The sequence below is a fragment of the Bacteroides sp. 1001302B_160321_D4 genome (genome assembly GCF_015667765.1).
Taxonomy (GTDB): Bacteria; Bacteroidota; Bacteroidia; order Bacteroidales; family Bacteroidaceae; genus Bacteroides; species Bacteroides xylanisolvens.
The window spans coordinates 91,322-117,639 of the sequence record NZ_JADPLO010000006.1 but is presented as its reverse complement, the minus strand read 5'-3'; the positions used below and the strand labels follow the sequence as shown (position 1 = coordinate 117,639).

General features: G+C 38.4%; 22 protein-coding genes. 7 read left to right on the top strand and 15 right to left on the bottom strand.

Translation table 11 applies throughout. The annotated features are described in order from the left end of the window. Positions 1–36: 36 nt before the first annotated feature. Complete coding sequence (locus tag KFO40_RS04135) at positions 37–336, bottom strand: RNA recognition motif domain-containing protein (protein WP_004296140.1); 300 nt, start codon at positions 334–336, stop codon at positions 37–39. Positions 337–651: 315 nt separating this feature from the next. Between KFO40_RS04135 and ung the strand changes: the two genes are divergently transcribed. Next, the gene (ung, locus tag KFO40_RS04130; RefSeq protein ID WP_004310617.1) at positions 652–1,314 is read left to right on the top strand and encodes a uracil-DNA glycosylase; all 663 of its coding nucleotides are present in this window, start codon (positions 652–654) and stop codon (positions 1,312–1,314) included. A gap of 47 nt (positions 1,315–1,361) precedes the next feature. Continuing rightward, positions 1,362–2,135: a LuxR C-terminal-related transcriptional regulator gene (locus KFO40_RS04125; protein WP_004323238.1), complete on the top strand. Its 774-nt coding sequence runs from the start codon at positions 1,362–1,364 to the stop codon at positions 2,133–2,135. A gap of 38 nt (positions 2,136–2,173) precedes the next feature. Here the strand turns inward: KFO40_RS04125 and KFO40_RS04120 are convergent, their stop codons facing one another. Further along, positions 2,174–2,758, bottom strand: a complete 585-nt coding sequence (locus KFO40_RS04120) for a hypothetical protein (protein ID WP_004323239.1) — start codon at positions 2,756–2,758, stop codon at positions 2,174–2,176. Positions 2,759–2,896: 138 nt separating this feature from the next. Between KFO40_RS04120 and KFO40_RS04115 the strand changes: the two genes are divergently transcribed. Further along, entirely contained in the window at positions 2,897–4,960 is a 2,064-nt protein-coding gene (locus KFO40_RS04115; RefSeq protein ID WP_195646494.1) for a HelD family protein, read from the top strand. A gap of 101 nt (positions 4,961–5,061) precedes the next feature. Here KFO40_RS04115 and KFO40_RS04110 read toward each other — a convergent pair whose 3' ends face one another. The 12 genes from KFO40_RS04110 to KFO40_RS04055 all read right to left on the bottom strand — a co-directional run bounded on the left by KFO40_RS04110 (position 5,062) and on the right by KFO40_RS04055 (position 18,676). Continuing rightward, the gene (locus tag KFO40_RS04110; protein ID WP_195646495.1) at positions 5,062–6,618 is read right to left on the bottom strand and encodes an ATP-binding protein; all 1,557 of its coding nucleotides are present in this window, start codon (positions 6,616–6,618) and stop codon (positions 5,062–5,064) included. Positions 6,619–6,765: 147 nt separating this feature from the next. Further along, positions 6,766–7,686 carry an N-acetylmuramoyl-L-alanine amidase gene (locus KFO40_RS04105; protein ID WP_195646496.1) on the bottom strand — a complete coding sequence of 307 codons (921 nt, stop codon included), beginning with the start codon at positions 7,684–7,686 and terminating at the stop codon, positions 6,766–6,768. Positions 7,687–7,716: 30 nt separating this feature from the next. Then, on the bottom strand, positions 7,717–8,067 hold the full coding sequence (locus KFO40_RS04100) for a hypothetical protein (protein WP_008649883.1): 351 nt from the start codon (positions 8,065–8,067) through the stop codon (positions 7,717–7,719). Positions 8,068–8,154: 87 nt separating this feature from the next. Next, positions 8,155–8,673 carry an HU family DNA-binding protein gene (locus tag KFO40_RS04095; RefSeq protein ID WP_004323245.1) on the bottom strand — a complete coding sequence of 173 codons (519 nt, stop codon included), beginning with the start codon at positions 8,671–8,673 and terminating at the stop codon, positions 8,155–8,157. 383 nt (positions 8,674–9,056) lie between these two features. Continuing rightward, entirely contained in the window at positions 9,057–9,875 is an 819-nt protein-coding gene (locus tag KFO40_RS04090) for a DUF5106 domain-containing protein (protein ID WP_195443310.1), read from the bottom strand. A gap of 142 nt (positions 9,876–10,017) precedes the next feature. Next, positions 10,018–10,362: a hypothetical protein gene (locus KFO40_RS04085; RefSeq protein WP_229107709.1), complete on the bottom strand. Its 345-nt coding sequence runs from the start codon at positions 10,360–10,362 to the stop codon at positions 10,018–10,020. A gap of 17 nt (positions 10,363–10,379) precedes the next feature. After that, positions 10,380–11,987, bottom strand: a complete 1,608-nt coding sequence (locus tag KFO40_RS04080) for a fimbrial protein (protein WP_195443308.1) — start codon at positions 11,985–11,987, stop codon at positions 10,380–10,382. 15 nt (positions 11,988–12,002) lie between these two features. Next, entirely contained in the window at positions 12,003–13,982 is a 1,980-nt protein-coding gene (locus KFO40_RS04075) for a hypothetical protein (RefSeq protein WP_195443306.1), read from the bottom strand. A 22-nt stretch (positions 13,983–14,004) separates the two neighbouring features. Then, on the bottom strand, positions 14,005–15,003 hold the full coding sequence (locus KFO40_RS04070) for a FimB/Mfa2 family fimbrial subunit (RefSeq protein WP_229097442.1): 999 nt from the start codon (positions 15,001–15,003) through the stop codon (positions 14,005–14,007). Positions 15,004–15,109: 106 nt separating this feature from the next. After that, positions 15,110–16,867, bottom strand: a complete 1,758-nt coding sequence (locus tag KFO40_RS04065; RefSeq protein WP_211146100.1) for an Mfa1 family fimbria major subunit — start codon at positions 16,865–16,867, stop codon at positions 15,110–15,112. Between the two features lie 43 nt (positions 16,868–16,910). Then, positions 16,911–18,074, bottom strand: coding sequence for a DUF3868 domain-containing protein (locus KFO40_RS04060; RefSeq protein ID WP_211146099.1), 1,164 nt, complete (start codon positions 18,072–18,074; stop codon positions 16,911–16,913). 8 nt (positions 18,075–18,082) lie between these two features. Continuing rightward, the gene (locus tag KFO40_RS04055; protein ID WP_099147595.1) at positions 18,083–18,676 is read right to left on the bottom strand and encodes a DUF3575 domain-containing protein; all 594 of its coding nucleotides are present in this window, start codon (positions 18,674–18,676) and stop codon (positions 18,083–18,085) included. A gap of 267 nt (positions 18,677–18,943) precedes the next feature. On the opposite strand from KFO40_RS04055, the gene KFO40_RS04050 reads away from it, so the two are divergent. Beyond that, on the top strand, positions 18,944–19,828 hold the full coding sequence (locus KFO40_RS04050) for a helix-turn-helix transcriptional regulator (RefSeq protein WP_099147594.1): 885 nt from the start codon (positions 18,944–18,946) through the stop codon (positions 19,826–19,828). Positions 19,829–20,043: 215 nt separating this feature from the next. Here the strand turns inward: KFO40_RS04050 and KFO40_RS04045 are convergent, their stop codons facing one another. Further along, positions 20,044–21,264, bottom strand: a complete 1,221-nt coding sequence (locus tag KFO40_RS04045) for a site-specific integrase (protein WP_211146098.1) — start codon at positions 21,262–21,264, stop codon at positions 20,044–20,046. Positions 21,265–21,827: 563 nt separating this feature from the next. Between KFO40_RS04045 and KFO40_RS04040 the strand changes: the two genes are divergently transcribed. From KFO40_RS04040 to KFO40_RS04030, 3 genes are all read left to right on the top strand, one after another. Beyond that, on the top strand, positions 21,828–22,313 hold the full coding sequence (locus KFO40_RS04040) for a hypothetical protein (RefSeq protein WP_211146097.1): 486 nt from the start codon (positions 21,828–21,830) through the stop codon (positions 22,311–22,313). A gap of 848 nt (positions 22,314–23,161) precedes the next feature. Then, positions 23,162–24,577, top strand: a complete 1,416-nt coding sequence (locus KFO40_RS04035; protein WP_115484499.1) for a hypothetical protein — start codon at positions 23,162–23,164, stop codon at positions 24,575–24,577. Continuing rightward, positions 24,574–26,313 carry an NERD domain-containing protein gene (locus KFO40_RS04030; RefSeq protein ID WP_117610835.1) on the top strand — a complete coding sequence of 580 codons (1,740 nt, stop codon included), beginning with the start codon at positions 24,574–24,576 and terminating at the stop codon, positions 26,311–26,313. The genes KFO40_RS04035 and KFO40_RS04030 overlap by 4 nt, the downstream gene beginning before the upstream one ends. Positions 26,314–26,318: the final 5 nt, after the last annotated feature.

Genomic DNA, 26,318 nt, shown 5'->3' with positions numbered 1-26,318 from the left:
AAGCAGAAGATATTATCTTCTGCTTTTATTCGGATATTAATATCTTCTAGAGTTATTATAACCACCACGGCCACCACCGTTAGACGGTCTTTCAGTACGAGGACGTGCCACGCTTACTGAAATAACTTTCTGGTCGTATTCAACTCCATTCAGTTCGTCAATTGCTTTTTGTCCTTCTGTATCATTCGGCATTTCTACGAAAGCAAATCCTCTGGATCTACCAGTTTCTCTGTCAAAAATTACTTTAGCTGAAGAAACTTCTCCAAACTCTGCAAATAAATTTGTTAAGTCAGCATCATTAGTGCCATAGCTTAAACCTGAAATGTAAATGTTCATTTAAAATTTTATTAAAATAAATACTAATTTGGAGTGAGGAGGATAATTAAAGACAAGGACTGCTTGCTAATAAAATATTATAAAGAAGAACTATACGATAATGATTCGTAACTCAAACTCTTGGTACAAAGGTAACACAATAAATCAGAATAATACATTTATGCCCGTTCTTTTTCGGAAGAAAGACGATAATTATCATTTATTAGCACACAATTCATCCTAAATCGGCGAGATACACAATTTTGCCTATCATTCTTGATATTCTCTTGTAATATATCTACTTTTGCCATTACATAAATTATCAAGTCCCACTTTATGGATGTCAGAATAGAACCAAGTTGGAAACAACAATTACAAGAAGAATTTGACAAACCATACTTCGAAAAGTTGGTTACATTCGTCAAAGATGAATACAAACGGGCACACGTCCTCCCTCTCGGACATCAGATTTTTCATATATTCAATTCCTGTCCCTTCGAAAAGGTAAAAGTAGTTATCCTTGGACAAGACCCCTATCCCAATCCCGGACAATATTATGGAGTCTGTTTTTCTGTGCCTGATGGAGTAGCTATCCCAGGTTCACTAAGCAACATCTTCAAAGAAATACACCAAGATTTGGGAAAGCCAATTCCAACTTCTGGTAATTTGGATCGTTGGGTAGCTCAAGGTGTATTCCCGCTAAACTCTGTTCTTACTGTACGTGCGCACGAAACCGGTTCTCATCGAAATATGGGTTGGGAAATCTTCACAGACGCAGTTATCAGGAAACTAAGTGAAAAACGGGAGAATTTGATATTTATGCTTTGGGGAAGTTATGCGAAAGAGAAACGATCTTTGATAGATACCAACAAACATCTGGTACTAACCACTGTTCATCCCTCTCCCCGCTCTGCCGAATATGGTTTCTTCGGTTGTAAACACTTCAGTAAAGCCAATGCTTTCTTGCATAGCAAGGGAATAGAAGAAATTGATTGGTAAATAAACGATTTCTCAAAACAGATTATCAGTACCCAAAAACATTCGCTATGAATAAATCAAACAATATCACTCGGGAAGAAATGTGGGCAAAGCAATGCTTGTCTGCTACCGATATTGATTACGCTGTGTGGGAACGGGATAAATCCATACTTCACCAACTTTCAAAAATCTGTCACAACTGCACATTTGTTGTCGATGTTTACAAATGCAATTACACGTATGCATCCTCGAATTTCGTTGATTTACTGGGGTATGACAGTCACAAGATAGAAACTTTGGAAAAGCAGGGAGATTATTTAGAATCACGTATTCATCCGGACGACCGTGCGCAACTGGCAGCATTACAGGTCACGTTAAGCCAGTTCATTTACAGTCTGCCTCTCGAACAGCGAAACAACTATTCCAACATTTACAGTTTCCGTATACTCAATGCCAAGCAACAATATATACGTGTCACTAGCCGACATCAAGTTTTGGAACAAGACCGTAACGGCAAAGCATGGCTCGTAATAGGCAATATGGATATTTCACCCGACCAAAAACATTCCGAAACAGTAGACTGCACTGTCCTAAATCTGAAGAACGGAGAATTCTTCTCTCCTTCCTCTTTGCTAATGCCTTCTTCGCTCAACCTCACTAATCGGGAAATAGAGATATTACGGCTTATTCAAAAAGGGTTGTTAAGTAAAGAGATTGCAGACAAGCTATGTATCAGTATTCACACTGTCAATATTCACCGGCAGAACCTGTTACGCAAATTAGGTGTGCAAAATTCTATCGAAGCCATTCGTTTGGGACAGGAAACCGGACTACTAAGTTAATTAACCCATACGCACTCTTCCCGAAGCTACCAGTCTGTCTAAGGCATCCATTCTACCACACCCACCGCCGGATGCAATCTTCTCCATTCCTCAAATTCCGGATAACTACGTACACCATCCTGAATCACAGCTTGATAATACTCCACTCCCATAATCTTTTCCGTATCAGGCGTTTCGTATTTCAATTTCAGGATAGCCAGTCTCATTTCATCTGTCAATACCGCAGAAATGCGTTCGGCCACCCTTTCAAAATAGCCATCATAACGAGAGCCTTCTTGGATATGAATCATATCCATTTGCCAGAGTTCTCCTTCCATATCCTGATACCATGCATGCCACTCTATACACGCTTCTGCTGTATGTAATAAATTCGTATATTCAATCTTCTTTACGGACGTATTTTCCGCCAATTCAGCCATCGCCCGAAAGCTGGCAGACAAATCCAAAGGGGAAGTATAAATATGAAAATCAATATCCCGATGTTTCATCAATAATCCTGTACGCAACGAACCTACCAGATTCACTTTGGCACCAATCCCCTCCCATATCCGAACAATACGGGTATCCTCTATAATCTCCCAAGCTTTCTGCTGGTTACGTTTTGCCAATTCAAGAATATTCATCTTTTTCCTTATTAAGTAAGTATGCAAAAATAGGAAAAAGGATACATATATAGCTATAAATAACTATTTAATCCCTTAATGGGTTGAGCTAACTTTGTCCGCAAATTCAATTCTTCACCATACAACTAAAAAGAGATTATGATATTCAATCAAACAGAGAAACAGGAAAAAGAGTATTTACAGCAAGTCATAACCACTATCCATGATACAATCAACACCACCAGTACTTCCGTCAAAGAGCATATAGACACCCTGCAGGAGTACAAGGATTATCTATGGTCGAACAAAGATATTGATCCCCACGAAATCCGTTCCATGCGCGAAAGCATATTAAATCATTTTGCATTAGGCGAAAACGTAATTGACAAACGCAGGCGACTAAGCAAAATACTGGATATCCCCTATTTCGGACGAATCGACTTTCAGGAAAAGAAAGACAAAAGCCAAGTTAGTCCGATCTATATAGGAATACACACTTTCTATGATTTCAAGCAAAAACGAAATCTGATTTACGATTGGCGAGCTCCTATTTCAAGCATGTTCTACGATCATGAATTAGGCGAAGCGACCTATTCTTCTCCGGCAGGTGAAATTAATGGAACAATCTTGCTCAAACGCCAGTACCGTATTCGTAAAGGAAATATGGAGTATATGATTGAAAGTTCCGTAACTGTTCATGACGATATTCTGCAAAAAGAACTATGCTCCAATGCCGACAACAAAATGAGGAATATAGTTACGACCATCCAAAGGGAACAAAATCGGATTATCCGCAATGAAAATGCCGCCGTACTTATCATACAAGGCGTTGCCGGTTCAGGGAAAACATCTATTGCCCTCCATCGTATCGCCTACCTGCTTTACGCGCAGAAAGGGCAGATTTCTTCCAAAGACATATTAATTATCTCACCCAATAAAGTATTTGCCGATTACATATCGAATGTACTTCCGGAACTTGGCGAAGAGACCGTTCCCGAAACCAGCATGGAACAAATTCTCTCAAATGTACTTGACAACAAATATAAATGCCAGACTTTCTTTGAACAAGTAACAGAATTATTGGAAAAGCCGACACAAGACTTTATCAAACGGATACAATACAAAGCCTCCTTCGAGTTTATATCACAACTTGACAAGTTCATCCTTTATATGGAAAACAACTATTTCAAAGCCACAGATGTAAAACTCACAAAAAGCATCACTATTCCCGCTGAATTTATTAACGAGCAGTTCAAACGATTCCATCGCTATCCCATACGTCAACGATTTGAGCCTATGACAGATTATATTCTGGAAATGATGCAACTACAATATAATCTCACAGTTAGCACTCCGGAGAAAAACCAACTAAAGAAAGAGATAAAAAAGATGTTCGTAGGCAATAACGATCTCCAAATCTATAAAGACTTTTTTGAGTGGATCGGAAAACCGGAGATGTTCAAGACACGCAAAAACCGCATACTGGAATATGCAGATTTAGCCCCTTTGGCTTATCTGCATATCGCATTAAATGGGAACAACGCCCAATCTTACGTCAAACACCTTCTGATAGACGAAATGCAAGACTATTCTCCCATACAATACAAGGTGATTCAAAAACTTTATCCGTGTCGAAAAACAATTCTTGGAGACACTTTCCAATCCGTCAATCCTTATGGTTCTTCCACTGCCGGTATGATTCAAAAAGCATTTGCAACAGGAGAAATTATGAAACTTTGCAAAAGCTATCGTTCTACTTTTGAGATTACCAGTTTTACACAAAAAATTCAACCGAACAATGAATTAGAACCGATTATGAGACATGGGGAACACCCCAAGATTCTTCCATTCAAAAATACGGAAGAAGAGATCCAAGGTATTGCGGATTTAGTAAACTCCTTCAGGAACTCCCATTATACCTCATTAGGGATCATCTGCAAAACAGAATCCCAAGCAAAAAAACTTGTTCAAAAGCTCCAGATATATGCAAACGACATCTCACTTTTGTCAAATCAAAGTTCTGCTTATGTAAAAGGGATTATCATCACTTCCGCCCATATGGCGAAAGGACTGGAATTTGACGAAGTAATCATTCCGCAAACAGATGATAAGAACTATCATTCCAATATTGATAAAAGTATGCTTTATGTGGCAACCACAAGGGCTATGCACAAGCTAACTTTGACTTATCCTGTTTCTTCACCCAGTTGTCGATTCCTGTAATAGAATATAACATCGAAAATTAAAAGAACTACCCGCAAGACAAGAGCCGCTTGAACAATCTCAAACGGCTCCGTAACTCCTTTAACAACATGGTTATCGAGCTAATACAACCACCGGTCTATATTCCTTTTTTCTGCACTGAACTCCACTCCAACTTTAACCAACTCACGCCCGTCTACCTGATAAGGTATCAGATAGCCTTTTTCATCAATCTGCTGCAAAGCCTGTTCGGCAGTACCATTCAGTTTAAATTCAAATACATAAATATACTTCGGAGTTTTCACCACTGCATCCGCCCGTCCGCGGGCACTACGAACCTCTGCTCCGGTAAATTGTCCCATCAATTTGAATACTAAGTAAAATACAACTTGATAATGTCGTTCGGTCTTTTCATTCAGTTCATAAGGGAAATCTGCGAAGAAAGCCTGCAAGCGGGTAAGAAAAGCATCAACATCACCACTCTCCAATTCACGTACAAATTTACCAAGATAAAAACCCCGTTCATCATCTACCACTGATGTGTAATAAGGAACCAAAAAATCCATAAATCCATATCGTACTTCATCATTGGGAAATTTCAGCAGGTAGTTTCCAAAACGCTTGTCATACCCCTTTATAGTCAAATAGCCACTCTGATAAATCAACGGAATCGGATTATTAGCATCTACCCTATATTCCATAAACGAAGAAGCATTGGCTTCTACCCCATCAATCAACGTACGCAAATCATACTCACTCTTTTTAAGCAGTTCGACTAAAAAAGTAGGAGTACCGGTTTGAAACCAATAGTTGCTAAACTTATACCCGTCAAAAACATTAAGCACACTGAATGGATTGAATACTCCTTCCGCAAACTCACAAAAATGATAGCCGTCATATAAAGCCGTCATCTTGTTCAATGTTTCTTCATAAGTCAGTTCATTCGTTTCTGCCAATCGATTCAGTTCAGGAATAAAAGTATCCTTCAATTCTTGTCGCGTAATACCACAAATGGTGGCATACTGCGGCTTCATACTGATATCATTCAGTTGATTCAAATCACTGAACACACTGACTTGCGCAAACTTAGTCACACCGGTAAGGAAAACAAAACGAAGATACCGGTCAGAACTTTTCAGTACACCATAGAAGGCCTTCAATGTCTTACGATAGTCATCAAGCAAAACGTCATCACCCAATGCCTGCAACAAAGGTTTATCATATTCATCCACCAAGACTACGACTCCACGACCAGACTGTTCACAGGCTCGGCGAATTACACCCGCAAAACGTCCGGAGAGAGTTTCCTCATCCTCCCCTTTGCCATATTTCAGTTCCCATTGCGTCAACTGCCTGCTAAGAATTTCGACTAAAGCCTGGGGAGAATCATATTTTTCCGCGTTTAAATCCAAATGAAATACCGGATATGTCTTCCATTCCTTTTCCATATTAGCTATGACCAACCCTTCAAATAATTCTTTCTTACCTTCGAAATAAGCTTCAAAAGTAGAAAGAAGAAGACTCTTGCCAAAACGACGAGGACGGCTCAAGAAATAAGGTTTACCTGTGTTAGCTATTCGCCACACAAAAGCAGTCTTATCTACATAGAGATAATTTTCTTCACGAATCTCTGCAAAAGTCTGTATTCCAATAGGAAGTTTACGTAATATCCCGTCCATGATTTTTCCTCTATTTTGATTATTCAAAGATACGCATTTCCACGGGAATACACATACAAATTCCACAAAAAAGTACACAGTTTCACAGACAGCACTACCATGACTCCATTTTTCATCAAACTAGTTTTGTACCAGACAAACAACATCTCACTTCCTCTTCACTTTGCAAATCCAACACACAATAACCAGAACCAGCAAAATAATTCCGTACCAATACCCACCTCCGATTATCCTATTAGTAGTTTTCTCAACTCCCGTTTTATGAATCTCTGTCTTAGCGCTCATATCCGATAAGCTCACAGACTGTGAATTCACTTCTTGAAGAAGTTGTTTCTCATTAACGTTTTTCCTATCCACCACAGTCTTTACCGCCATCCCAACCTTCAATCCAAGCGTATCCACAGGAAACACAAACAGCACCTGTTCGATATGCTCCTCCACCACCTCCGAATCCTTTTCTAAAGCAACCTTATTTTTAACAAGACTTTTCCCGGAGCTACTATTTAAACTTGAATCAACCCTAACTTCACTCTCCCTGTTTATCACCTCTTTCTTACTCCTACATCCCGACAGCAATACAGGCACAACCAAAGCCACCAACAATACAAACAGTAACTCCCTCCCACTCCTCAAAAACTCCTTCACATCAAAACAGGGACAACCCTTCACATATTCATAAGGTTCAATCACTCCGTCACCATTCAAATCCGGTGAAGTATCCCGATGTCCCAACACTTGGAGAATATTATATTCCCACTGCAAATCGATAATAATCTGATAAAGCACCCGTTTTTGAGCATTCGTCCGGGTATCTGCCGGACGCCCGTTCTCATCCAATCCACCGATATAACATATCGCGATACTCTGCTCATTCCAACCTTTACAATGAGCACCGGACAAAGCCACATCCCGCCCCTTTTCCAATTTCCCATCCAAACGGATCACATAGTGATACCCGATACCGTTGAACCCACGTTCCCGGTGCCAACGGTCAATATCTGTGGCAGTAAAATCCTGTCCGGCTTTCGTAGCCGAACAATGTACTATGATAGAATCTATATTTCTCATGATTATTCATTATTAGTTCAAACGCACCAGTTAATAATCCGAAGGTGGCATACGTTTCACACACCCTCTAATCTCACACTTCTTCACTTCCGACTCCTTCTGTATCAACTCCACTTCATGACATTTATGTATCCAGTCAATCTTCTCTTCCTGCTCCTTGCGAAGTTCAATATAAAGCCCGTCTATCTTCTCGTCACGTTGAGTCAGCCGTTCTTCCAGCCAGTCCACCTTCTTACGGCGATTTTCTTCTTCCATACTGTTCACGGACGCTTCCTCTTTCCGTGCATCCGTCTTACGACAAGTGAGATACCTCACTAACCATTTCACTGCTTCCAAACCACCCATAGCGGTAATAAAAGCAAGGATTGTAGTTATTTGCATATTCAATCATTTTTACGTAGTTATAAAGAAAGAATGAGGCCGAAGCCCCATTCCATACAAACCAGACAGTTCTCAACGGCTCATGAATCAAGCAGCTGGGTCTGGTGCTTCACCATTACCACCCGAACCACCATCCGGATCCGGAGTTTCACCCCCATCATCCGAACCGTCACCAACACTACCCGAATCATTAATATGATCCAAATCCTTGAACTTCAATCCATCCGAACGGGTAGTCGTCCCGGTAAACAGACGAATATCCGAGTTAGCACGAAAACAGATACGAAGCCCTGAAATATTAGCGATCGTAAAATCTTCCGCCTTCTCCGTCCCTTTGCTTTGGGCAGAAAGGTAAAAATATCCCAGACCGGCGATATTCACCGAACGGCCACCCAGCAATGTCTTTCTCAATAACGTACGAAAATCCTTCAATACACTAATCGTTTCACCCTCGCTGACACCGGAAGCAGACGCAATCTCCTTTGCAAACTCATCCAACGTTGCACTCGTATCATACTGATAAGAAATCACCGGATACACTTTCTTTCCTGCTTCTTTATTTGTAGGGTCACACAGGCGAGACACCCTTCTAAATCTAATAGCCATACTACTTTTCTTTTTTAAATAAATACTGTTTTAATTATCACTTCGCTAACGTTAACGATGCAAAGATGCAGCATCTTCCACGGAGATGAAACGACACCTAATAACCTCATCAGAAAAGTACTAAAAAGCATTTCAGACATATACAACTGACATAGAGGAACTAAATAAACGACAAGAAAACGACGAAAAGCAGAAAAAAGCGACAAAATCAATACCTGGGGGAGAATAATAAATAAACAAACATATTCAAACTAATAAATATCATAATAAAAAAGTGCACCTTCTTCCCCACCGGGAAAAAGATGCACACACAAACAAAACAAACAATAGGCTACCTTCACAGGCAGCGGAAAAGTCATGATTCCATTTTTCTTATGCCACTATTATATATCATCATACTTATTTAATAAATAACTGGTAACTTCACTTATAGAAGAGGGTTCTTTCAATAATACTTGCTTGTCCTCTCCCAACAAATATATCGAGGGAAGAGAACGTAAGAAATATAGTTCTTTTTCAGTCAACACCTTCCTGACATCATAACCGTTTATCCACACAGAAGGAAGAGACTGCTGATATTCTTTCCACATATCTATTTCACCTTCCATACAAATCGTAACAAGAGCAAGTTGCGATAGGGATAATCCACTATGTTGCAAGAAGGAATTTATTATCGATGATTCAGACAGTTCCATCATTGATTGCCGACAATAAATACAGTCCGGATCATAAAACAGTAATAATGTATATTTAGCGGAAATATCCCATAAATTCTGAAGTTCTCCCGTAGAAAGAATGAAAGTAAAATCAGCAGCTTTTATCCCTATCCGGTTCTTTTTAAGCATTTTCAATTGATACAAAGGACGTATACGCATCATTCCATCTAAGTGTCCAGATGTTAATGCTTCCTCCAATACTGAAATATAATAACTATCATTCCGTAGTGACGAATCAGGTTCATATAGATGATGCTCCAACCGTTGTAGAAACCAACGGTTTACGACCTTATTAACTTTAGTCTTCAACACCAATTTCCTGATATTTTCAAAAGCCCTTTCCTCTGTCAATTCCGACAATTGAGAAAGATAATCCACCAGCATCTTTTCGGTAGTGGCAGAGCTGCTTAACCGGATAGTATCTGTAAAATCATACGTATCCCAAAAGCGCTCTATCAGTATGCTGTCTTTTTGTTGCTTTGCCATAATATTTGATTTACCAGAATTGGCAGAACAAGTACATAAAAGTAGAAACACGCCTAAAGTAATATAAAGAAGTCTTATATATTTCTGATGTATTACCAATCTTAAAAGGTGTAATAATCTTAATCTTCGTTTATTCATAATTCTACAAGTTCAAGCACAATTCATTACACCATTTGACATACTCGTTTTCTCCACCACAAATCCTTTCCGGCACTTTCATTTCTATACATTCATTCCCGACATATATCCGGCTCATCTCGAATATTTCTATCAGACAGTCATCCGATATACACATACAAAAGCATATAATATCCGGATTATCACATTTCACGATTTTCATCCCCGGATAAAGTAAAGACAGACAAAAAGCAGAATATCCGAATGCTTTCCATGAATCCTCTAGATAATACAAATAAACAAAGCCTCGATTATCACCTTCTTTTTCCAAAATATCGTTTAATATATTCATCCTCATATCTCCTTTCATTCTTAACACTATTTGCATTATCCTTCCTGACGTATCCGAAGTTCGAAATACCCATTTCTGCCAAACAGACGCACTTTTCCTTCACGCGCATTACCTGTATTATTTTCCTTTATATGGACAAAAATATAATCATTAACAGAGTCTAACAGGGGGTGAAGAATGGCTCCTTCATGTCGCTGTTCAGCTATCCCAATCCAATCAGATAAACCAACGACTTCCCCATAATGCGTATATGGCATGGGAAGCACTGTATATGACTGGCCAATAGAGGGATAGCGTTCAACAGTCACCGTTTTTTGTAGGACTCCATATTGGATAATACTCGTAAAAGAGTATTCCGTACCTGCTTTTTCACTCGGTTCCGTGAAACATAAGTCCATCTCAACAGGATTATCAGGAGTATCATTACAAACTGTCTCCCCTGTTATTTCTGTCCCGTTTGCTTTCACTGTTATCAATCTACGTTGAAGATTGGGGTAATCCGGGTCAAACGTAGTGTAACTCTCCAATGATTCATCCCGGATGCACCGGTAGAAATGGCCTAACACAAAAGAATTCAAGGTTTCATTACTGTATATAATCCAATGGGAATTTTCAAATCCCATCTGATAACCATTCCATAAATAATTCTCCTTATAATCATACGTACCGTTATACTCTAATAATATGTATGCTTCCATATCATTAGTAAATCCATTTTTCTCCGCATTCTCGAATGAATTAGCACCAAATCCCTTAACACTCCCGATAGTCAGTTTATAGTAATCATTGCCTGTAATTGAAGTCAACGGAACTTTGTCTTTTGTACACAGACGGAGTTTATAGTATCCCTCCCTTTCTGTCCCATCCGTTGCTTTATATTTTCCACGTACAACAATATGAAATCCCTTATGAGCATCCAAACCCATATTCCGAATCTGATACAGATAAATAGGAGTTGACAAAGGAGCAAGATTACTGACAGACAAAGTAGAAGGACTGATATAATCCACGTCTGCCAATACTGAAGCTGATACAGGACAACCCAACCAATCTATTGAAATCAATTTAAAATTGCCGGCTGTTACTTCCACACTGAATTTCGCCACATTCCGTTTTAAACTGAAACCATTACTGCCGTCACTTTCCATGGCATTACGAATATTCATCATATTGAGTGATGAAAGAGTTATGCGTCTGGTAGCCATTACAAAAGGCGGTTTTACAAGTGCTTCCGTACTTGTGCATATCTTATTTTCCAACTCCTGCAAAGTATGTATTGTCCCTTCCTCCATCGGATAATTGGCTATCAGATACAATGTATGTTCTCCTGTGGCTGAAGATATGTTCACCGTCGTCTTATATTCATTCCCAGTCCATTCCAAATCAGGGTGCTGATGATAAACAAGATCTCCCTTATGGTCGAATATTAGGAAGTCCATACTTTCCACCTTCGCTTCATCGGCAGGAACAACTATCCCCCGCGTATGTATAACAGATTCTTGTTGTACGCTCAGCCTCAAAACCATTTGTTCCTGTACATCTCTCGGATCGTTGTTCTCCGACATTTCATCACTATTGCAAGCTCCAAAAGAGAAAAGCAATACAAACAGGAGTAATTGAATATATTTCTTTTTTACTATCATATCTGTACTTTTTTATCAAAGAGAGGGATAACGTAGTTTCACACAACGTACCGTATGTTTCTGATTCCGCAGTTCATCAGTCGTATCACTTCCATCCGGATCGCTCATAGTGGCTACTATAAATGTGCCATCATCATTCTTTCCCCAATAGCTGTCCGAGAAGAAATTATTGGGAAGTCCGTTGGTTCCGGCATTCAAGAAAACATAATTCATTTCTTTTCCTGTGGGCAACCGCCAAGTACCACCTAAATTTGCACATACAGAAGATGCGTTTTCTTTCGTAACATTAGGAACATCCGTACTTGAAACAATAAAGTCTGAAACTTCAGGGGGACGGACATCAAGAGTACAGTTATAGAGATATTTTTCCTCTTTATAATTGTCTATGAGGTTATTGAATCCGTAACTTATATACGCCTTTCTGGCATTTGTATCATGTTCTTCTATACACCATGACTGACCTGAATTAATCGCCTGATTTTCACGTATGGTAGCTAATCTCCAGCATCCTTTTCCTCTTGTTGCATCATTTGCACTTACCCCTTCAGGATAATACGCCCTACATCCAGTTTCCTTAGTGGCTCTTTTATAAAACTCCTCATTATAAATGCCGACACGCATCCAAGTCGCTTCTTCCCAATACCCCATGGCTTCAGCCCAAGTAACAGGATCTTTTTCACTACGATTCGTTTCCGAGGCATAAAGTTGTAGATTAAGTTCAACAGACGCAGTACCTGATTTCAATTTAGTTACATAGGTAATATTATTACCCGTATTCCAGTTTCCACGCCTGAATCCGACACGTCCGCTCTTCTTATTTGCATCATCATATTCTATTGTCATTTGTAGTTGATTACCGATTGTCACCCCAGTGGGGAGTGTCACTTCGACCGGAGCATTACAGGCAAAACGCACGTATGAGTAAAAGCGTAGCGATTTTACTTCAACCGTCTTTTTGTTGACAGCAAGAAAACTAGCTCCCGTTATTTCAATTGGGACATTGATTTCCGACCATCCGGAAACGTTGGATTTCATCTCGAGAGACTCTTCCCCATAACCGGTTATTGCTTTAACATTCAAACTGTAATGTCTGTTGCGGGTTATATTCCATTCTGTAGAATGTGAATCAATAGAATTCAGAGCGTCACCAATCGGTAGAGTATATACCCGGGTAATTCCTCTAGAGGTTCCTTTAATACGCAATACCATTCTATAATCTTTATCTGTCGGTAAATATTCCGGCAAATAGATTTCACCGGACGACCATGTGAAATGATTTTGTTCCGTGCTGCTATTTCTCAATGAAAACATACGGTTATCTAGAAAACCTTCTTCTATCTTGTACTTACCGGCAACCAAATAACTATATTTCGGTATACGAAGCAGCTCCATAGATTCAAAGTTGACATATTCGCCCGTGGGATTTCCGTTTTCACAAATCTCCGTACTTAGGTCGAACTTAACACTTAGTTTGGCAATCACACGTTGCAACTTTATCTCCAGTTTAGATACAGGCACAGACACCCCCTCTGTATATATCTCATTTTTACTTCGCACATTCACATTAAGCAACTGCCGGAAAAACACAAATCTTGAAGCATTCAAGTTACTTTCCGAATTCATCTGAATACTTTTCAATTCTTCAGGGCTGTTTATTCCCGAAAGATCTACTGGTTCATTTCCTATCACATAAATATCATTGTATCCTATATAGGTAATGGCAACATAATCTTCATTTATATCTATCAATTGATTGCTGACTAAAACTTTAGGCCCGTAAGGATTGGAAGTGCGTGTCGAGAAAATGATAACACGCAATTGTGATACCTCATTTTCATCCCCTGCAACAAGCTTAGGCATGATACTGACAGGGATTTCCTTCCCTTCTCCCTGACCATTACTATCGGAAGATGCTTCTGTTCCGTCAGTACAAGCAGTGAGTAGATATAATAATGTCACAACGAAGCTATATATATAAACTAATTTCAGTCTCATTCTCTCATTCAATTATAAAGTATCACATTTCCGTATCCTGCAATATGATTGTCCACCCTGATACGGTAACAGCCGTTTGCATATAAGTATCCGTGTCACCGTCCAGATCATCTATAAGCGATATTTCTACTTCATACACATCCTGCCGGTCAAGTTCCGACTGTACACGGGTATATGGATGCATCCGGATGAGTTCGACTAAACCAGAACGGTAGAGTTCTTTGATTGTGCCGTCCTGCATTAAACGTTCTATCAGTAGCGTCAATTTTTCCCCTTCCACCAAACGCATCAAAGAAAAAACACCTGCAAATTGATTCCATGCATCATTATTTGTGCCCTGATATGGATAATATGTCAATTCATTGCCCGAAGCAACTACAGAATTATCAAATTTATAAGTCGCCCCTTTAGGGTCAACCACACGGACACGCACACCATCCGCACAGCGGTGAATACATGGTATTCCGCTTTTTTCAAACCACTTCACATTCAGATGCAAATGATTCTCATTCTTTATAAGTGAAAGAACTTCAGTGTGTTCCTTCACATCGTTTACTTCTACTTGTTTCATAGCATGAAAAACAGGAGTCAGTCTATAGTTCACGCTACGTTCTTCTGTTGCGTTGAGTGATAATAACGCTTGCTCAAGCGTAGTTTGTCCGGCAATAAAGACCGGTTGTAAAGTCACTTCATCAGTCAAGTTTCCCCATGCCACCAACGTATAGCTACCGGCAGAAAGTTCCGGGTCAACCCGAAAATCTTTCGGGAAAGGCGTTCCTTTACGAGTTATACATTTCAGAAAACATCCGGCTGCATCAAATACATACAAGTCTATTTGCTGTACGTCAATGTTGAAGCGATCGGGACAAGTATTGTCCGTGTGATGAACATATTCGAAAGCCACCTGGAAACTTCCCTGCGGACAATCGGAAAAATCTTCATTAACGCATCCTGTAATAAGCCATAATAGCATTGATATATATGCCACCATCCTTCTTTTCCGGTAAAATGTACTATACATGTTAAATTGTTATTGAGAGGGATTTTAGATTCTTTTACCGGGGAAAATGCCCCGGCAAAAGAATCCGTTAAAATCTATTTTTAATGAACCGGCAAACTAATAGCAATTACATTCCCAGTTCTGCATCCTGTTCAACTTTCGTCCATGGTTCCACTGTGATATGTGCCTGCATGTACGTTTTCTGGTTGATGGGATCTGTCGGGTCCACGGTAACATCTTCATCATCAGGATAACCGATTGAAGTAATTTTTGAGATATTTACATTGTAAAAACGGTTGCGCATTACCGAATAGAACAGATTGTTGGCTTCCGTCTTTCCATCCATATTATCTTCAACATTCACACGATAGTAACAGGTACCTCCGGTGTACTGGAAAATACGTATTGTTCCTTCAATACTTTCCTTATAGCCCGGTAGTGCATTCTTGGGATGCGAATATTTCTTGATGGTAACAACTGAATAAATACCTTCAGAAGTAGAGAATGAGCTTCCATAATATACACTTACAGAATTTTCTATATCACCTTCGTCTACAGCACTTCCCTCGTCTACTGCATTTAACCATTTCTGTTTTCCGGCTTTATTCAAATAAGTCTTTAAAATCATGCCCAAGCCATAGTTTGCCAAGTTTCCACTAAAGTCTGCAGGAGCCGTATAAATCTGATTTTCCCATTCCGGGACAATAAAATATGGCGGTACATCTTTTCCTCCTGTAGTATAATCAGTTCCGTCTAATTTATTTTCGATACTAAGATTGCTACCATCATTTTTCACTTCAACAGCATTAATCATCACATTAGCCGCCGGAGCAAATACACCTTTCACCAACACATAAGTAGTATTTCCCCTTACCGGTGTCTGATTGGAGTTCTCCGGCAAATATATAGACTCTATAGCTTCCCCGTCAGCACTTGCTTTCAAATCCAAATTAGGCTCATTCACCTCGTCATAATATTTAGCGAAATCTGCAAATGTAGAGCTAGTATTAGTCATTGTATAAAACGGTGTAAGGAAACCATCAACATGATTATGCAGAAATATATAGCTCTGAACCGGAAGATTACGAACCGTAAAAGTCGGAGTAAGTAATTTGCCTAATGTATTACTTTCACTATCTTTCAATATCAAAGCATCCGCATTTGCATAAGTAGCCTGCAACTTAGCAGCAGCACGGGATATGAACACCTCCAAATGATTGTTTTTCTTCATTTCCGCCGAACTATCATACGCCGGTTTCGAGCAATCCTCAGCAGAAATCCCGGGATATAATGTGTATTCGGTTGCCTTCAATACGTTTGCCATCAGGAAACCATTGGTCGCCGCATTCCCATTACCGGATATTTTATCAAAATTACCGACACGCGATACAGCAACTGCCGTTTCTACACCTTTGGTATGGGCAATACGTCCTGCTTTCGTACAATGTGTCAAAGTAACAGCTTCAAATTGAGTAGTTGTAGTGGTAGACGTAATCCAGTCGTCCTGCATATTAGCTACTACATACACTTTCTTTTTACCGGAAGTTAGTTTCAATACAGCAGTGTGCTCCGTGCCATGTTCATCTACAGTAGCATTATCCGTCTTTGCTTCAAAGCTACCGGATTCATTGAAGATATAAGCCCGCAGATTTTTGATGTTTTTTTCTGTAGTAGTACCTTCATGTGTGTCACCCGTTGTACGTGCTACAACACTATCTTTGCCCAGTTTAAATGTAAACTTCGCCCAAGTAGGTTCTCCCTCTATGACTTCGGTATTACCATTGTCATCGCTTCTTTCTTCGCCTAGCTTGCCCTCACTGCTACAAGCAGCAAACGTTATTGTTGCCAGCGCAAATACTCCGATTAGAAAATAATTCTTTCTCATTTTTCGTTTTATGATTAAAAAATAAATTATTATATATTGAGATTTATACGGTTCCATTCTTCATCCGGTAATACACTTTGATGTATCCTGCTCGACGCAGTTGCGGAAAGAAGTGTTCTTCCAAATAACGATAGGGCACTCCTCTTTTCAAACGTTGCAACTGTCCCTCACGCCCTTTCATTATCGGAACAGAATCAATAATATTCAATACTTCCTTACGGTATTCCATACCAGAATGTTCCACTTTATAACGTAGTTCTTCCCAGCCCTCATCACCATTCACAAGTGCAAAGCAACTATCCGCCAAAGCAATCCGGTCGGCTATATATTGCTTCAGCGCTTCAGCTCGTTTTCCAGACAATCGTTTGTTGAATTCAAAAGCCCCCTCGGGTGAGGAAAGCCCCAATAGCACTACGCGAGCTATCTCTACTTCGGGATCTTCACTAATACGGCGAATTACATCAATAATATGTTCCAACACTCTCTCATTATCCAGATAATTGCTATCTATCTCTGCCTTTGCAAGCTTGAAATAAACAATCTGTGCTCCTTCCTGCTCGCCTGCCAGAATCCTTTTGCCCACTGAATAGTTATCTATGGGTTCTACAAATTTCTCTGTTTCAGCCAGTACTTCCGTAGCACATTTATGCGGTAACATTTCCGGTATTTTCACCTTATTCTTTATTTCCGGCTTAACAATAGAATATCCATCCGTCCGGTTCCACGTAAACAATTCCACCATATCCAACTCCTTTTTCATACAGCAATTTCTAAGTTGCCGCTGTAACACTAACTTTGCCTGCCATATCCAAAGTTGATTGGCTAACATCGGAGTTGAACATGTTATTGTATTCCATTGCCGATTGGATACTGTATATATTAAGTCTTTCTCTGCTTTTGATGAGTGAAGCACTTTTTGTCTTCGAACTATTTTCTCCCGTATTTTGCCATTTACGCGTATGGCAGGGAAAGCAAAAGACTGATTTCCCTTTATATCTATCAATATAGGTGTAAGCAACAACTCATCATTTGCTTTTGTAATGCCGGGAGCAATCATCAAATGAAATCTCAAACTCACAGAATCCCCTTGAGCATTCTTCTCTATAGAAAAATTATTGATCTTGATCGAATCATTATTTTGAGCGGAAACTGACATGAACGTTATACTCATAAAAAAGGAAAGTATTATAATCTGAAAACTATTCATTTGGCACATTATTTAAGTAAGTATATGATAGATACAGCGGCACGTGTAGGCCCTAAATAATTACGGTTGTTTACACTTAAACGCTCACCGCATTCCTTACACGGGTATTTACTATAATGCAGGTGTGCATAGCCGACCCCTAATGTCCCTTCTATACTCCAATGTGGTGAAAGAATCCACTGATACCCATAACTGAATCCGAATCCGGCAAGATTTCCCTGTCTTCTAAAGTCACCTAGTCCCCAATATCGAATATTACTGACATTATATTGTCCATAAAACAAATGTCCGCCAAAGAAATGTCCATTGAACCGTTCACAAAGCCAATAGCGAAGCTCTGATTGTATCAACCAATGCTTCATTTTTCTATTGTTGGAACCATAACCATTCTTACCCAAAGGAAAAGGATTGTAGGCTCCCCACAAATCAACAGTCAGTTTGGGAGATATTCCCCATTCCACCCCTATGTTTGGTGTTTGTAACAACCCGCCATAAAGTAAATTCGTTTTTACTGCTATATCTTGTGCTCTAACCGCAAAACATCCTAGCAAAGTAAATAGACCAATAAGTATGCCGGCTTTATTTCTTATACAATCATTCATTATATACAGTTTTTTCAAACTATTTCTTATGCATCTCTATTCCGTAATAGAGATGCATAATTACACATAAACAGTAAACATCTAATTATCAAAGAATTATATTACAAAAACTAATAATAAAATGTTTCAACATCATAATACAATGAATCATAGCAAACAAAATAAATAATATCATTTTGATATATAATTCATTAAAAAAATAGATACTGAAACAATTGTGAAACAAACAGATAAGCAACAGACCAAACAATCAAAACAGTTATTGCTATGGAAACAAAACATATAAAAAGCGAACTTCTGTATATTGAAGAACATCGGTCATGTCAAAACTACATGACAACGATTGAAACTGGATTTAAATATCTTGAATTCGCTAAGAATGCAGCATTTGAAGAAGATAATACAACAAAAAATTATCTCCTGTTCTTCCTGAAAGGCGATTTCACCATAAGTTGCAACCAGTTTCATAACAAGTTGTTTCATGCTGGAGAAATGATACTCATCCCTCGTTCTTCCCGACTAAAAGGATTTGCGGGAACCGATTCAAGCCTACTCTCCATGTTTTTCGATATACCTGCAGAGAACTGTGACAAGCTCATATTACAGTCTTTATCAAATGTATGCAACAACATTGAATATGACTTTTCACCAATTAAAATACGCTATCCATTAACACTATTTCTTGAAGTATTAACTCACTGCATCAAAAACGGAATGAGTTGCGCACACTTACACGGGCTGATGCAACGAGAGTTTTTCTTTCTTTTACGAGGGTTTTATGAAAAACAGGAGATTGCAGTATTATTCCACCCCATTATCGGAAAAGAAGTGGATTTTAAAGATTTTGTCATGCACAATCATACCAAAGTAGATAATATAGAGCAGCTTATCTCACTATCGAATATGGGAAGAAGCTGTTTTTTTACCAAATTCAATGAAGTGTTTGGTATGACAGCTAAACAGTGGATGCTGAAACAAAAGAACCAAAGAATATTGGAAAAAATGACGGAACCAGGAGTATGTATAAAAGATATCATTGAAGAATTGGGATTTGATTCGCAAGGTAACTTCAACCGTTACTGCAAACAACATTTCGGATGTACCCCCAAACAACTGATAGAGCAATGTCAGGCAACCAATCAAACAAGTTAGCCATTATTGTCCCTATCTGTACAAAATGAATAAATTATTGGACTTTATGATAAATTCAATATTGAAAAATTTCATTTACTTTGCAGCGTGAAATATATTAAGAAACAAAGATATTTTAATATGATCTCTATTACGGAATAGATTACAATATTGCAAAGATAAATAAAAATATTATATCTTCTAATTCTCAACAGATTATATTACAAATAATTATTTCATTTGGATAAGTTTGTAACGATGCTATTCACCTGATTGAGCATGGATACATCAAAATCCTTTAAATAGACGCGTGTCATTTCTTCCGAAGTGTGTCCAAGTCCGGCACTAATCACAGAAATCGGAGCTCCATAGTCACGTGCGAGGGTAGCCCAAGTATGCCGAGCAGTATATGTCGTTAACGGTACTTTAATATCAGCTACAACAGCGATTTTCTTCAAATGGCGGTTGATACGCCCTAACGCCAGACGGTATTTTTGGTATCCCGAAGCATATTCACCGCTAATGATCGGAAAGAGATACTCATTCTCCGTGTTATATTTATCTATCACGCCCTGCATCTGCGGAGTCACCACTATACGAATCAGCTGTTTCGACTTATGGCGGGAATAAGTCAGCACACCATTACAAATATCGGTTTTCTTCAAAAGGACAATATCGACAAAAGCCATTCCCTGCGCATAAAAGCTGAACAGATACAGATCGCGGGTAAATTCCAGTTCTGGTTCATTCTCCAAATTCAAGTCCGCCAAATTCTGCATATCCGTCCGTGACAAAGCACGTTTTACAGTCTTCGCCGGGCGGGTCTGTGCCTTCGCAAATGGATATTCGCCACGAGGATGATAACCGTCCGTTACCGCTTGGTTATACAAAGAGCGCAAATTGCGCAGATAATAACTTACCGTATTGCCAGAAGCACCATTACTATACAGAAAATCCTCGTATCTCCTGACGAACGCCAAATCAACCTCTGACATCCGCACATCAGGGCGACCTATAAATTTTGCCAACGACGAACGGGTGCTCTTGTAGGCCGCAGCCATTCCTACTTTCTTCAGTTCCTGCTTACGCTCAATTTGCGCATTAATATATCGCAATAAATAAAACTGTGATTTTCCTGTACCAAAAGCATTTTGAGTCAGAATATCCTCCACTGCAAATTCTTCTCTTGTCCGCTCAAGCTGCCTGATCCGAATATCAATCTGATTCCGCATCTTTCGTAACTCGCGGTTCATTTTCACGACCTCCGTAGCCGTAAAAGTAGAACCTACGCCATTCATAATCTTCCCTTCCGACTCGTCAAACACCTCTTCTTTCATCCGGTAGCCTGTATACAGCAATTTTTTTCTCCGATTGTGGATCACCTGAAATACTAAAGGGTAACTGCCATTATTCAATATCCTGCTCTTGTTCAGCATAAGTTTCACTGATGTTATCATATCTTGCTTTTTTTGTTTGAGACGTAAAAGTACGAAGTTCACCTTACTTATCTGAACTATTTTTCCGCCTGTTACGCAAGAAACAAGAAAAGGAATAAAAAGTTTTTCCACTTTAAGAATAGTTATCTGATAAATATAGTTAAAACACACGTCCTATTAATCAGTATATTTTTATTACATATTGCCAATATACATACGCATAAATTAGATATGTATACCATTTATGATATTTCATTACATAATATAAAGATTACCGCTATTCTTCCTTTTGAAAAATCAGAATATTAGGAATAGCTTTGCACTATGGATTTTAGGGAGCCGTCCGTTCCTTTAAAAGGAAGAGGTCCTTCCTCGGTGTGCAACGGGTCGTTCCTTTTAAAGGAACGGCCCGTTGGTTTTAAAGGAAAAACCGGCATTTGTAACCATTTGAATTTCAATTTCTTACCGAATTAGAATTCCGTCCCCGTAACCCATGGAATTTTTTCCAACAAACACGACGGAATCTGCCGTACGAAGCGGCAATCAGTATACAATAAATTTCAACAATTCAAAATTCAAATCCTATGGTTACAGTCACGTTTGCCATTAAGCCATATCTGGCGAGGTATATGTATGTCCGATACGGACAAAGTTTAGAACTTCAATCGCCCGGCAATCCACCTTCAAGGCTTCCCATTCCAATCCACCTCTCCCACCTCACTCCCATTTATCACTTCCTGCATCAATTATCTGTTCCTCATCCGCAAGGCGTTTCCTGGAAAGAGACTGGAAATATCTGTTTTGTTCTTCCCAGCCCAAGGCAAGGGAAAAATCCGGAAGTTTATAATTATTTCGGTCAGGACAGTATCTTTATTATTGAAAAGGAAATTGAGGTGGAAATGAAAGCGGAGCTTTATTCGTTTCTGTTGGAAAATAAGTTCAAAAATGGGGTGATGTATATAAAGTCGATGCATGAGTTTGTGGTAAAGTATGATATGGCGGAGTCGGTGGAAGAGGAAAGTTTGATGAGAGGGTTTCAGAGGTGGAGAAAGAAAATGAAAAAAATATAACGTTAAGTAACTAATCAAACTTAAGCAGCATAATAGCTAAAGTTAATATTCAATTGTATTCCTATCGCCGCCAAAACCCTGTTGATGACATAAAAAAGCAATTCAATAGTGACATAGCCCTGTGGTCTAACCCATTTCCCTTTCATAATACGTCACAACGTCTCCACAATGTTCAAATGAGGAGAATACGGGAATATAGAAGAGAAAGAGACCTCGTTTTTCCCATATGGGACACATTCGCTTTATTTTCTCATTACGGTATACACTTGCATTGTCAAGCAGAAGCTTTCTACTAAGCTTCTTTGGCTGCACACACTCTATCGGTCCAACTCACTGGCTTGCACACAGCTTCCTCGCCCAAACAGTCCATTATAGTTTTGCAATCTTAACCAAGACGTATATATAATCTTTGTAATGCGATTTGAACATGTTTAAAATAATTACGAATAACTACTTAAAGAAATAATTCATACCATAATTGACTTGAAAAGTTAGGAGTTATCAAAAAATTATGCTACATAAGTTACTTAATTCACTATGAAATATGTAAATTACTGCTTAATATTTGATAGAAATTTATGTACATTGAAATTTATTTCTTATTTTTGTTATCTAAAAGGATTTAACAATGGTAGATAAACAGACCAACAGTAGTTCTTTTACAAAAGAAACATACTAATAAATGACTAGTAGAACAGCATCACAAGGTTCCCGTAACAATTCCAAAATGATACCTAAATACTGCTCAAGTGTCACTAGAAACATTAGTAGTAGTTGCGAAGATTCTAGAGATAAACATAAAAGAATTGCTAATATTAACAGAGTAAATCTGTTCCCAAATATTAAAAATGACATCTAAAGATAAAATATTGATTGGACTAGTTGATGCTGACCTATTGAATGGTGGTACGCGTCACCCTAATCTTGTACTACTGAAATTAGCGGGTTTCCTAACTGATAATGCAATTCCTTTTCGTTTGATAATAGATAAAGATGAGAATATTATGGAGTATACCACTATATACATGTCCAAAGTTTTCTCATTTACCCCAGACCCTCCATTTTATGAGAAGGTAAAGAAAACTCCAAACGAAAACAAGTTTAAAATAGGTGGAACTGGTGATTATGCTATAAAAAAGGATATCAAAGACTTCAAATCTTCACGTACTCGTGACATGAATCAATTGGAAAATGATATTTTTTTGAATAATTATCCAAATAAAAGAGGTGGAAAGAAAAAATGGGGAATCGATATGTGTAGGCAAATGCCATATTATCATCTTTATGACGAGTACATACAATCAAAAATAAAAGCAGGAAGAAAGAAATCATACTTTAATGATTATCTTTATTACTCAATAGGTTTTTTAACACGCGGCTGTATTCGCCATTGCCCTTTCTGCGTTAATAAACTTGAAAATAAGGTTTATCGTTATTCGGAATTAGAATGGTTTTTAGATGATGAGAGGAATGAGAAAGGCGATTTGATTCGTCCTTATATTTATCTTTGGGATGATAATTTTTTGGCAGCTCCAAAAGAAATTTGGCAGCCGATGTTACAAAGTCTCATTGATTCAAAACGTCCATTCCAATTTCGACAGGGTTTAGATGAACGCATTTTAGCTGAAAGTGAAGATGGTGAAGAAATTGCTCAGATGTTATCTAAGTGTAAGTATCATGGCGATTTTATTTTTGCGTTTGACAACTGGCGTGACCGTGATAAGATAATCAAAGCATTAAAAATCTGGAAGAGACATAATTCCAAACGCGGAACGAAATTCTATCTTTTTTGTGGTTACACATTGAAATCCGGTGAAGATGAGAAACTTTATAATGACATCAAAATACTATTTGAACGAATCAAAATTTTGATGCAATATGGCTGTTTCGGTTATGTAATGAGACATGCAGATTATGTCAATCATAAATTGTCAAATATTTATGTTCAAATAGCGCGGTGGTGCAATCAACCGCAGTTCTATCGCTACATGTCATTTTGGGAATACTGCTACCGCAATCAATCATATTGGGAGCAAAAGACAAAGAAACTAGATGTTCCCAATCAAATTTCGTTTGAAGAATTTGAAGACAGGTTGAGCAATGGCTATTATGAAAAGAATGGTCTCAAACTTTGCAAAACAATACAGACATTTGTCAACTTTTTAAACGAATTCCCGCAACATAGGGAAGAAATATTAAAGATGTTTAATTACAAACTAAAAGATTTGGTTAACCCTACACTTTGGACTAAAAAAGAAATATGATTATAGACTATACAAATAGGGATTTGTCTCGATTAGAGCATCTTATAACAAAGAATGATGGGACTCCATTACAGGGTGAGATTGACATGTACAGACGTATTGTACATGACTGTGAAAAGAGTTCAATAATGTGGCATTTTTGGCATGATATAAGACTTCACATTACTTCTGGTAGAGCTGGAGAAATACAAATAGATTTTCTACTTATTTGTGAACTTGGGGCGATTGTTATAGAGGTGAAAGGCGGAGCTATACAAATTGAAGCAGGTCATTATTTTTACCAGAACAAAGGAACACTCACCCAGATGGACCGTTCACCGTTCAAGCAAGCTGAAGATTACCAATGGGCGATTATCAACAATAAAGTATTAAATGGAGAAGAGGTATTCATTGACCATCTTTGTGCCTTCCCTCATGCAAGCCTTGAACGCACAAGCAACAATCCCGTTCAGGATCTATCTTACAAAATGTGGAATAAAAGCAAACAAGATTCGGATACTTCTTTTGCAGACTTCTGTATCGAAGTGTTGAAGGAAGACAAACGGAGAAGACATTGGTTTAGCTGCAATCTTTCTACAGAAATCCTCTCATCTGTAGTTAACTGTTTTGCACCTACGATCAAAGATACAGGAAGATACAGTCAATCATCATTAAAGGACATTTTAACTTGGTTGAACATCTCTAATTTGGATGCATTAGATAGTTTGCAACGGAATCACCGAGTGGCGATAGAAGGTGGTCCAGGTACTGGTAAAACGACAATAGCCAAGGCTTTTATTAAGAAAAACAAGGGATTGAATGGCTTGTATCTGTGCTGGACAAAATTGCTTGCTGCACAAACTAAATACATTCTTCAATTAGAAGGGCTTAGCAATTGCGATGTAGAGAGTTATGCTTCATATTTGCATCGTATTTCTGGCGGACAAATATCTATCAATGAGTTAAGCCTTACAACAGGCTTGCAGGAACTGGAGTCAACTATTATAAAATATTTGCAAGACAAATATTATGATTATGTAATTATAGACGAAGCACAGGATGTTGCTGATAAAGGAATGATTACCATACTAAGAGAACTAACGTCATTGCAACATACTGGCCTGCGAACGGGCCGATTCTTAGTTTTATATGATATTGAGCAAGGATATAATAGTGGCACGCGCAATTTAGAATCTGCAATAGATGAGATCTTACGTACTTCGGCACATTTTACAATCAATGGTAACAAACGAGTTCCGACTAATATAGAGATTGTAAGATATGCAAATGAATTAATGACAGTGAACTCTGAAAATCTTACAGCTTTTTGGAATAAGATTAGCAATGATGAATGTGCCTGTAAAATTCATTTTGTAGAGGATTCTAAAGTTCTAACAAGAGGTATTAAGCAACAAAGAAAAGAGATGACAAGTTCTAATTTTTCATTGGATAATTCTACAATTCTTGTACACTCAGATTTGCTGACCTCTCTGCAGGATGGTCAAGATTCCATTTATGATAAATTATCATATTCGGATTCTGTTATAGAACTTTCTAAGGAGAATATATCTAGATTGCCAGAACGTGCTATTGGACTTTCTTCTATTTTAAAATACAAAGGATTGGAAAATGAGAACATCATACTTGTGATCCCTGCCAAGCAAGTTAAGAGTACCTACGAAAATTTCTTGTTTGAAATTTATGTTGGTATGACTCGTGCCATTATGAGTCTTGATATATTCATACTTAATATATAACACAA

Excerpts from the sequence above, each read along its gene's own strand:
- KFO40_RS04060 (WP_211146099.1), bottom strand. The coding sequence starts at position 18,074 with ATGAATAGTTTTCAGATTATAATACTTTCCTTTTTTATGAGTATAACG.
- KFO40_RS04090 (WP_195443310.1), bottom strand. The coding sequence starts at position 9,875 with ATGGCAAAGCAACAAAAAGACAGCATACTGATAGAGCGCTTTTGGGAT.
- KFO40_RS04115 (WP_195646494.1), top strand. The coding sequence starts at position 2,897 with ATGATATTCAATCAAACAGAGAAACAGGAAAAAGAGTATTTACAGCAA.
- KFO40_RS04050 (WP_099147594.1), top strand. The coding sequence starts at position 18,944 with ATGGAAACAAAACATATAAAAAGCGAACTTCTGTATATTGAAGAACAT.
- KFO40_RS04120 (WP_004323239.1), bottom strand. The coding sequence starts at position 2,758 with ATGAATATTCTTGAATTGGCAAAACGTAACCAGCAGAAAGCTTGGGAG.
- KFO40_RS04135 (WP_004296140.1), bottom strand. The coding sequence starts at position 336 with ATGAACATTTACATTTCAGGTTTAAGCTATGGCACTAATGATGCTGAC.
- KFO40_RS04040 (WP_211146097.1), top strand. The coding sequence starts at position 21,828 with ATGGTTACAGTCACGTTTGCCATTAAGCCATATCTGGCGAGGTATATG.
- KFO40_RS04070 (WP_229097442.1), bottom strand. The coding sequence starts at position 15,003 with ATGTATAGTACATTTTACCGGAAAAGAAGGATGGTGGCATATATATCA.
- KFO40_RS04080 (WP_195443308.1), bottom strand. The coding sequence starts at position 11,987 with ATGATAGTAAAAAAGAAATATATTCAATTACTCCTGTTTGTATTGCTT.
- KFO40_RS04030 (WP_117610835.1), top strand. The coding sequence starts at position 24,574 with ATGATTATAGACTATACAAATAGGGATTTGTCTCGATTAGAGCATCTT.
- ung (WP_004310617.1), top strand. The coding sequence starts at position 652 with ATGGATGTCAGAATAGAACCAAGTTGGAAACAACAATTACAAGAAGAA.
- KFO40_RS04095 (WP_004323245.1), bottom strand. The coding sequence starts at position 8,673 with ATGGCTATTAGATTTAGAAGGGTGTCTCGCCTGTGTGACCCTACAAAT.
- KFO40_RS04100 (WP_008649883.1), bottom strand. The coding sequence starts at position 8,067 with ATGCAAATAACTACAATCCTTGCTTTTATTACCGCTATGGGTGGTTTG.
- KFO40_RS04075 (WP_195443306.1), bottom strand. The coding sequence starts at position 13,982 with ATGAGACTGAAATTAGTTTATATATATAGCTTCGTTGTGACATTATTA.
- KFO40_RS04085 (WP_229107709.1), bottom strand. The coding sequence starts at position 10,362 with ATGAAAGGAGATATGAGGATGAATATATTAAACGATATTTTGGAAAAA.
- KFO40_RS04110 (WP_195646495.1), bottom strand. The coding sequence starts at position 6,618 with ATGGACGGGATATTACGTAAACTTCCTATTGGAATACAGACTTTTGCA.
- KFO40_RS04065 (WP_211146100.1), bottom strand. The coding sequence starts at position 16,867 with ATGAGAAAGAATTATTTTCTAATCGGAGTATTTGCGCTGGCAACAATA.
- KFO40_RS04125 (WP_004323238.1), top strand. The coding sequence starts at position 1,362 with ATGAATAAATCAAACAATATCACTCGGGAAGAAATGTGGGCAAAGCAA.
- KFO40_RS04055 (WP_099147595.1), bottom strand. The coding sequence starts at position 18,676 with ATGAATGATTGTATAAGAAATAAAGCCGGCATACTTATTGGTCTATTT.
- KFO40_RS04035 (WP_115484499.1), top strand. The coding sequence starts at position 23,162 with ATGACATCTAAAGATAAAATATTGATTGGACTAGTTGATGCTGACCTA.
- KFO40_RS04105 (WP_195646496.1), bottom strand. The coding sequence starts at position 7,686 with ATGAGAAATATAGATTCTATCATAGTACATTGTTCGGCTACGAAAGCC.
- KFO40_RS04045 (WP_211146098.1), bottom strand. The coding sequence starts at position 21,264 with ATGATAACATCAGTGAAACTTATGCTGAACAAGAGCAGGATATTGAAT.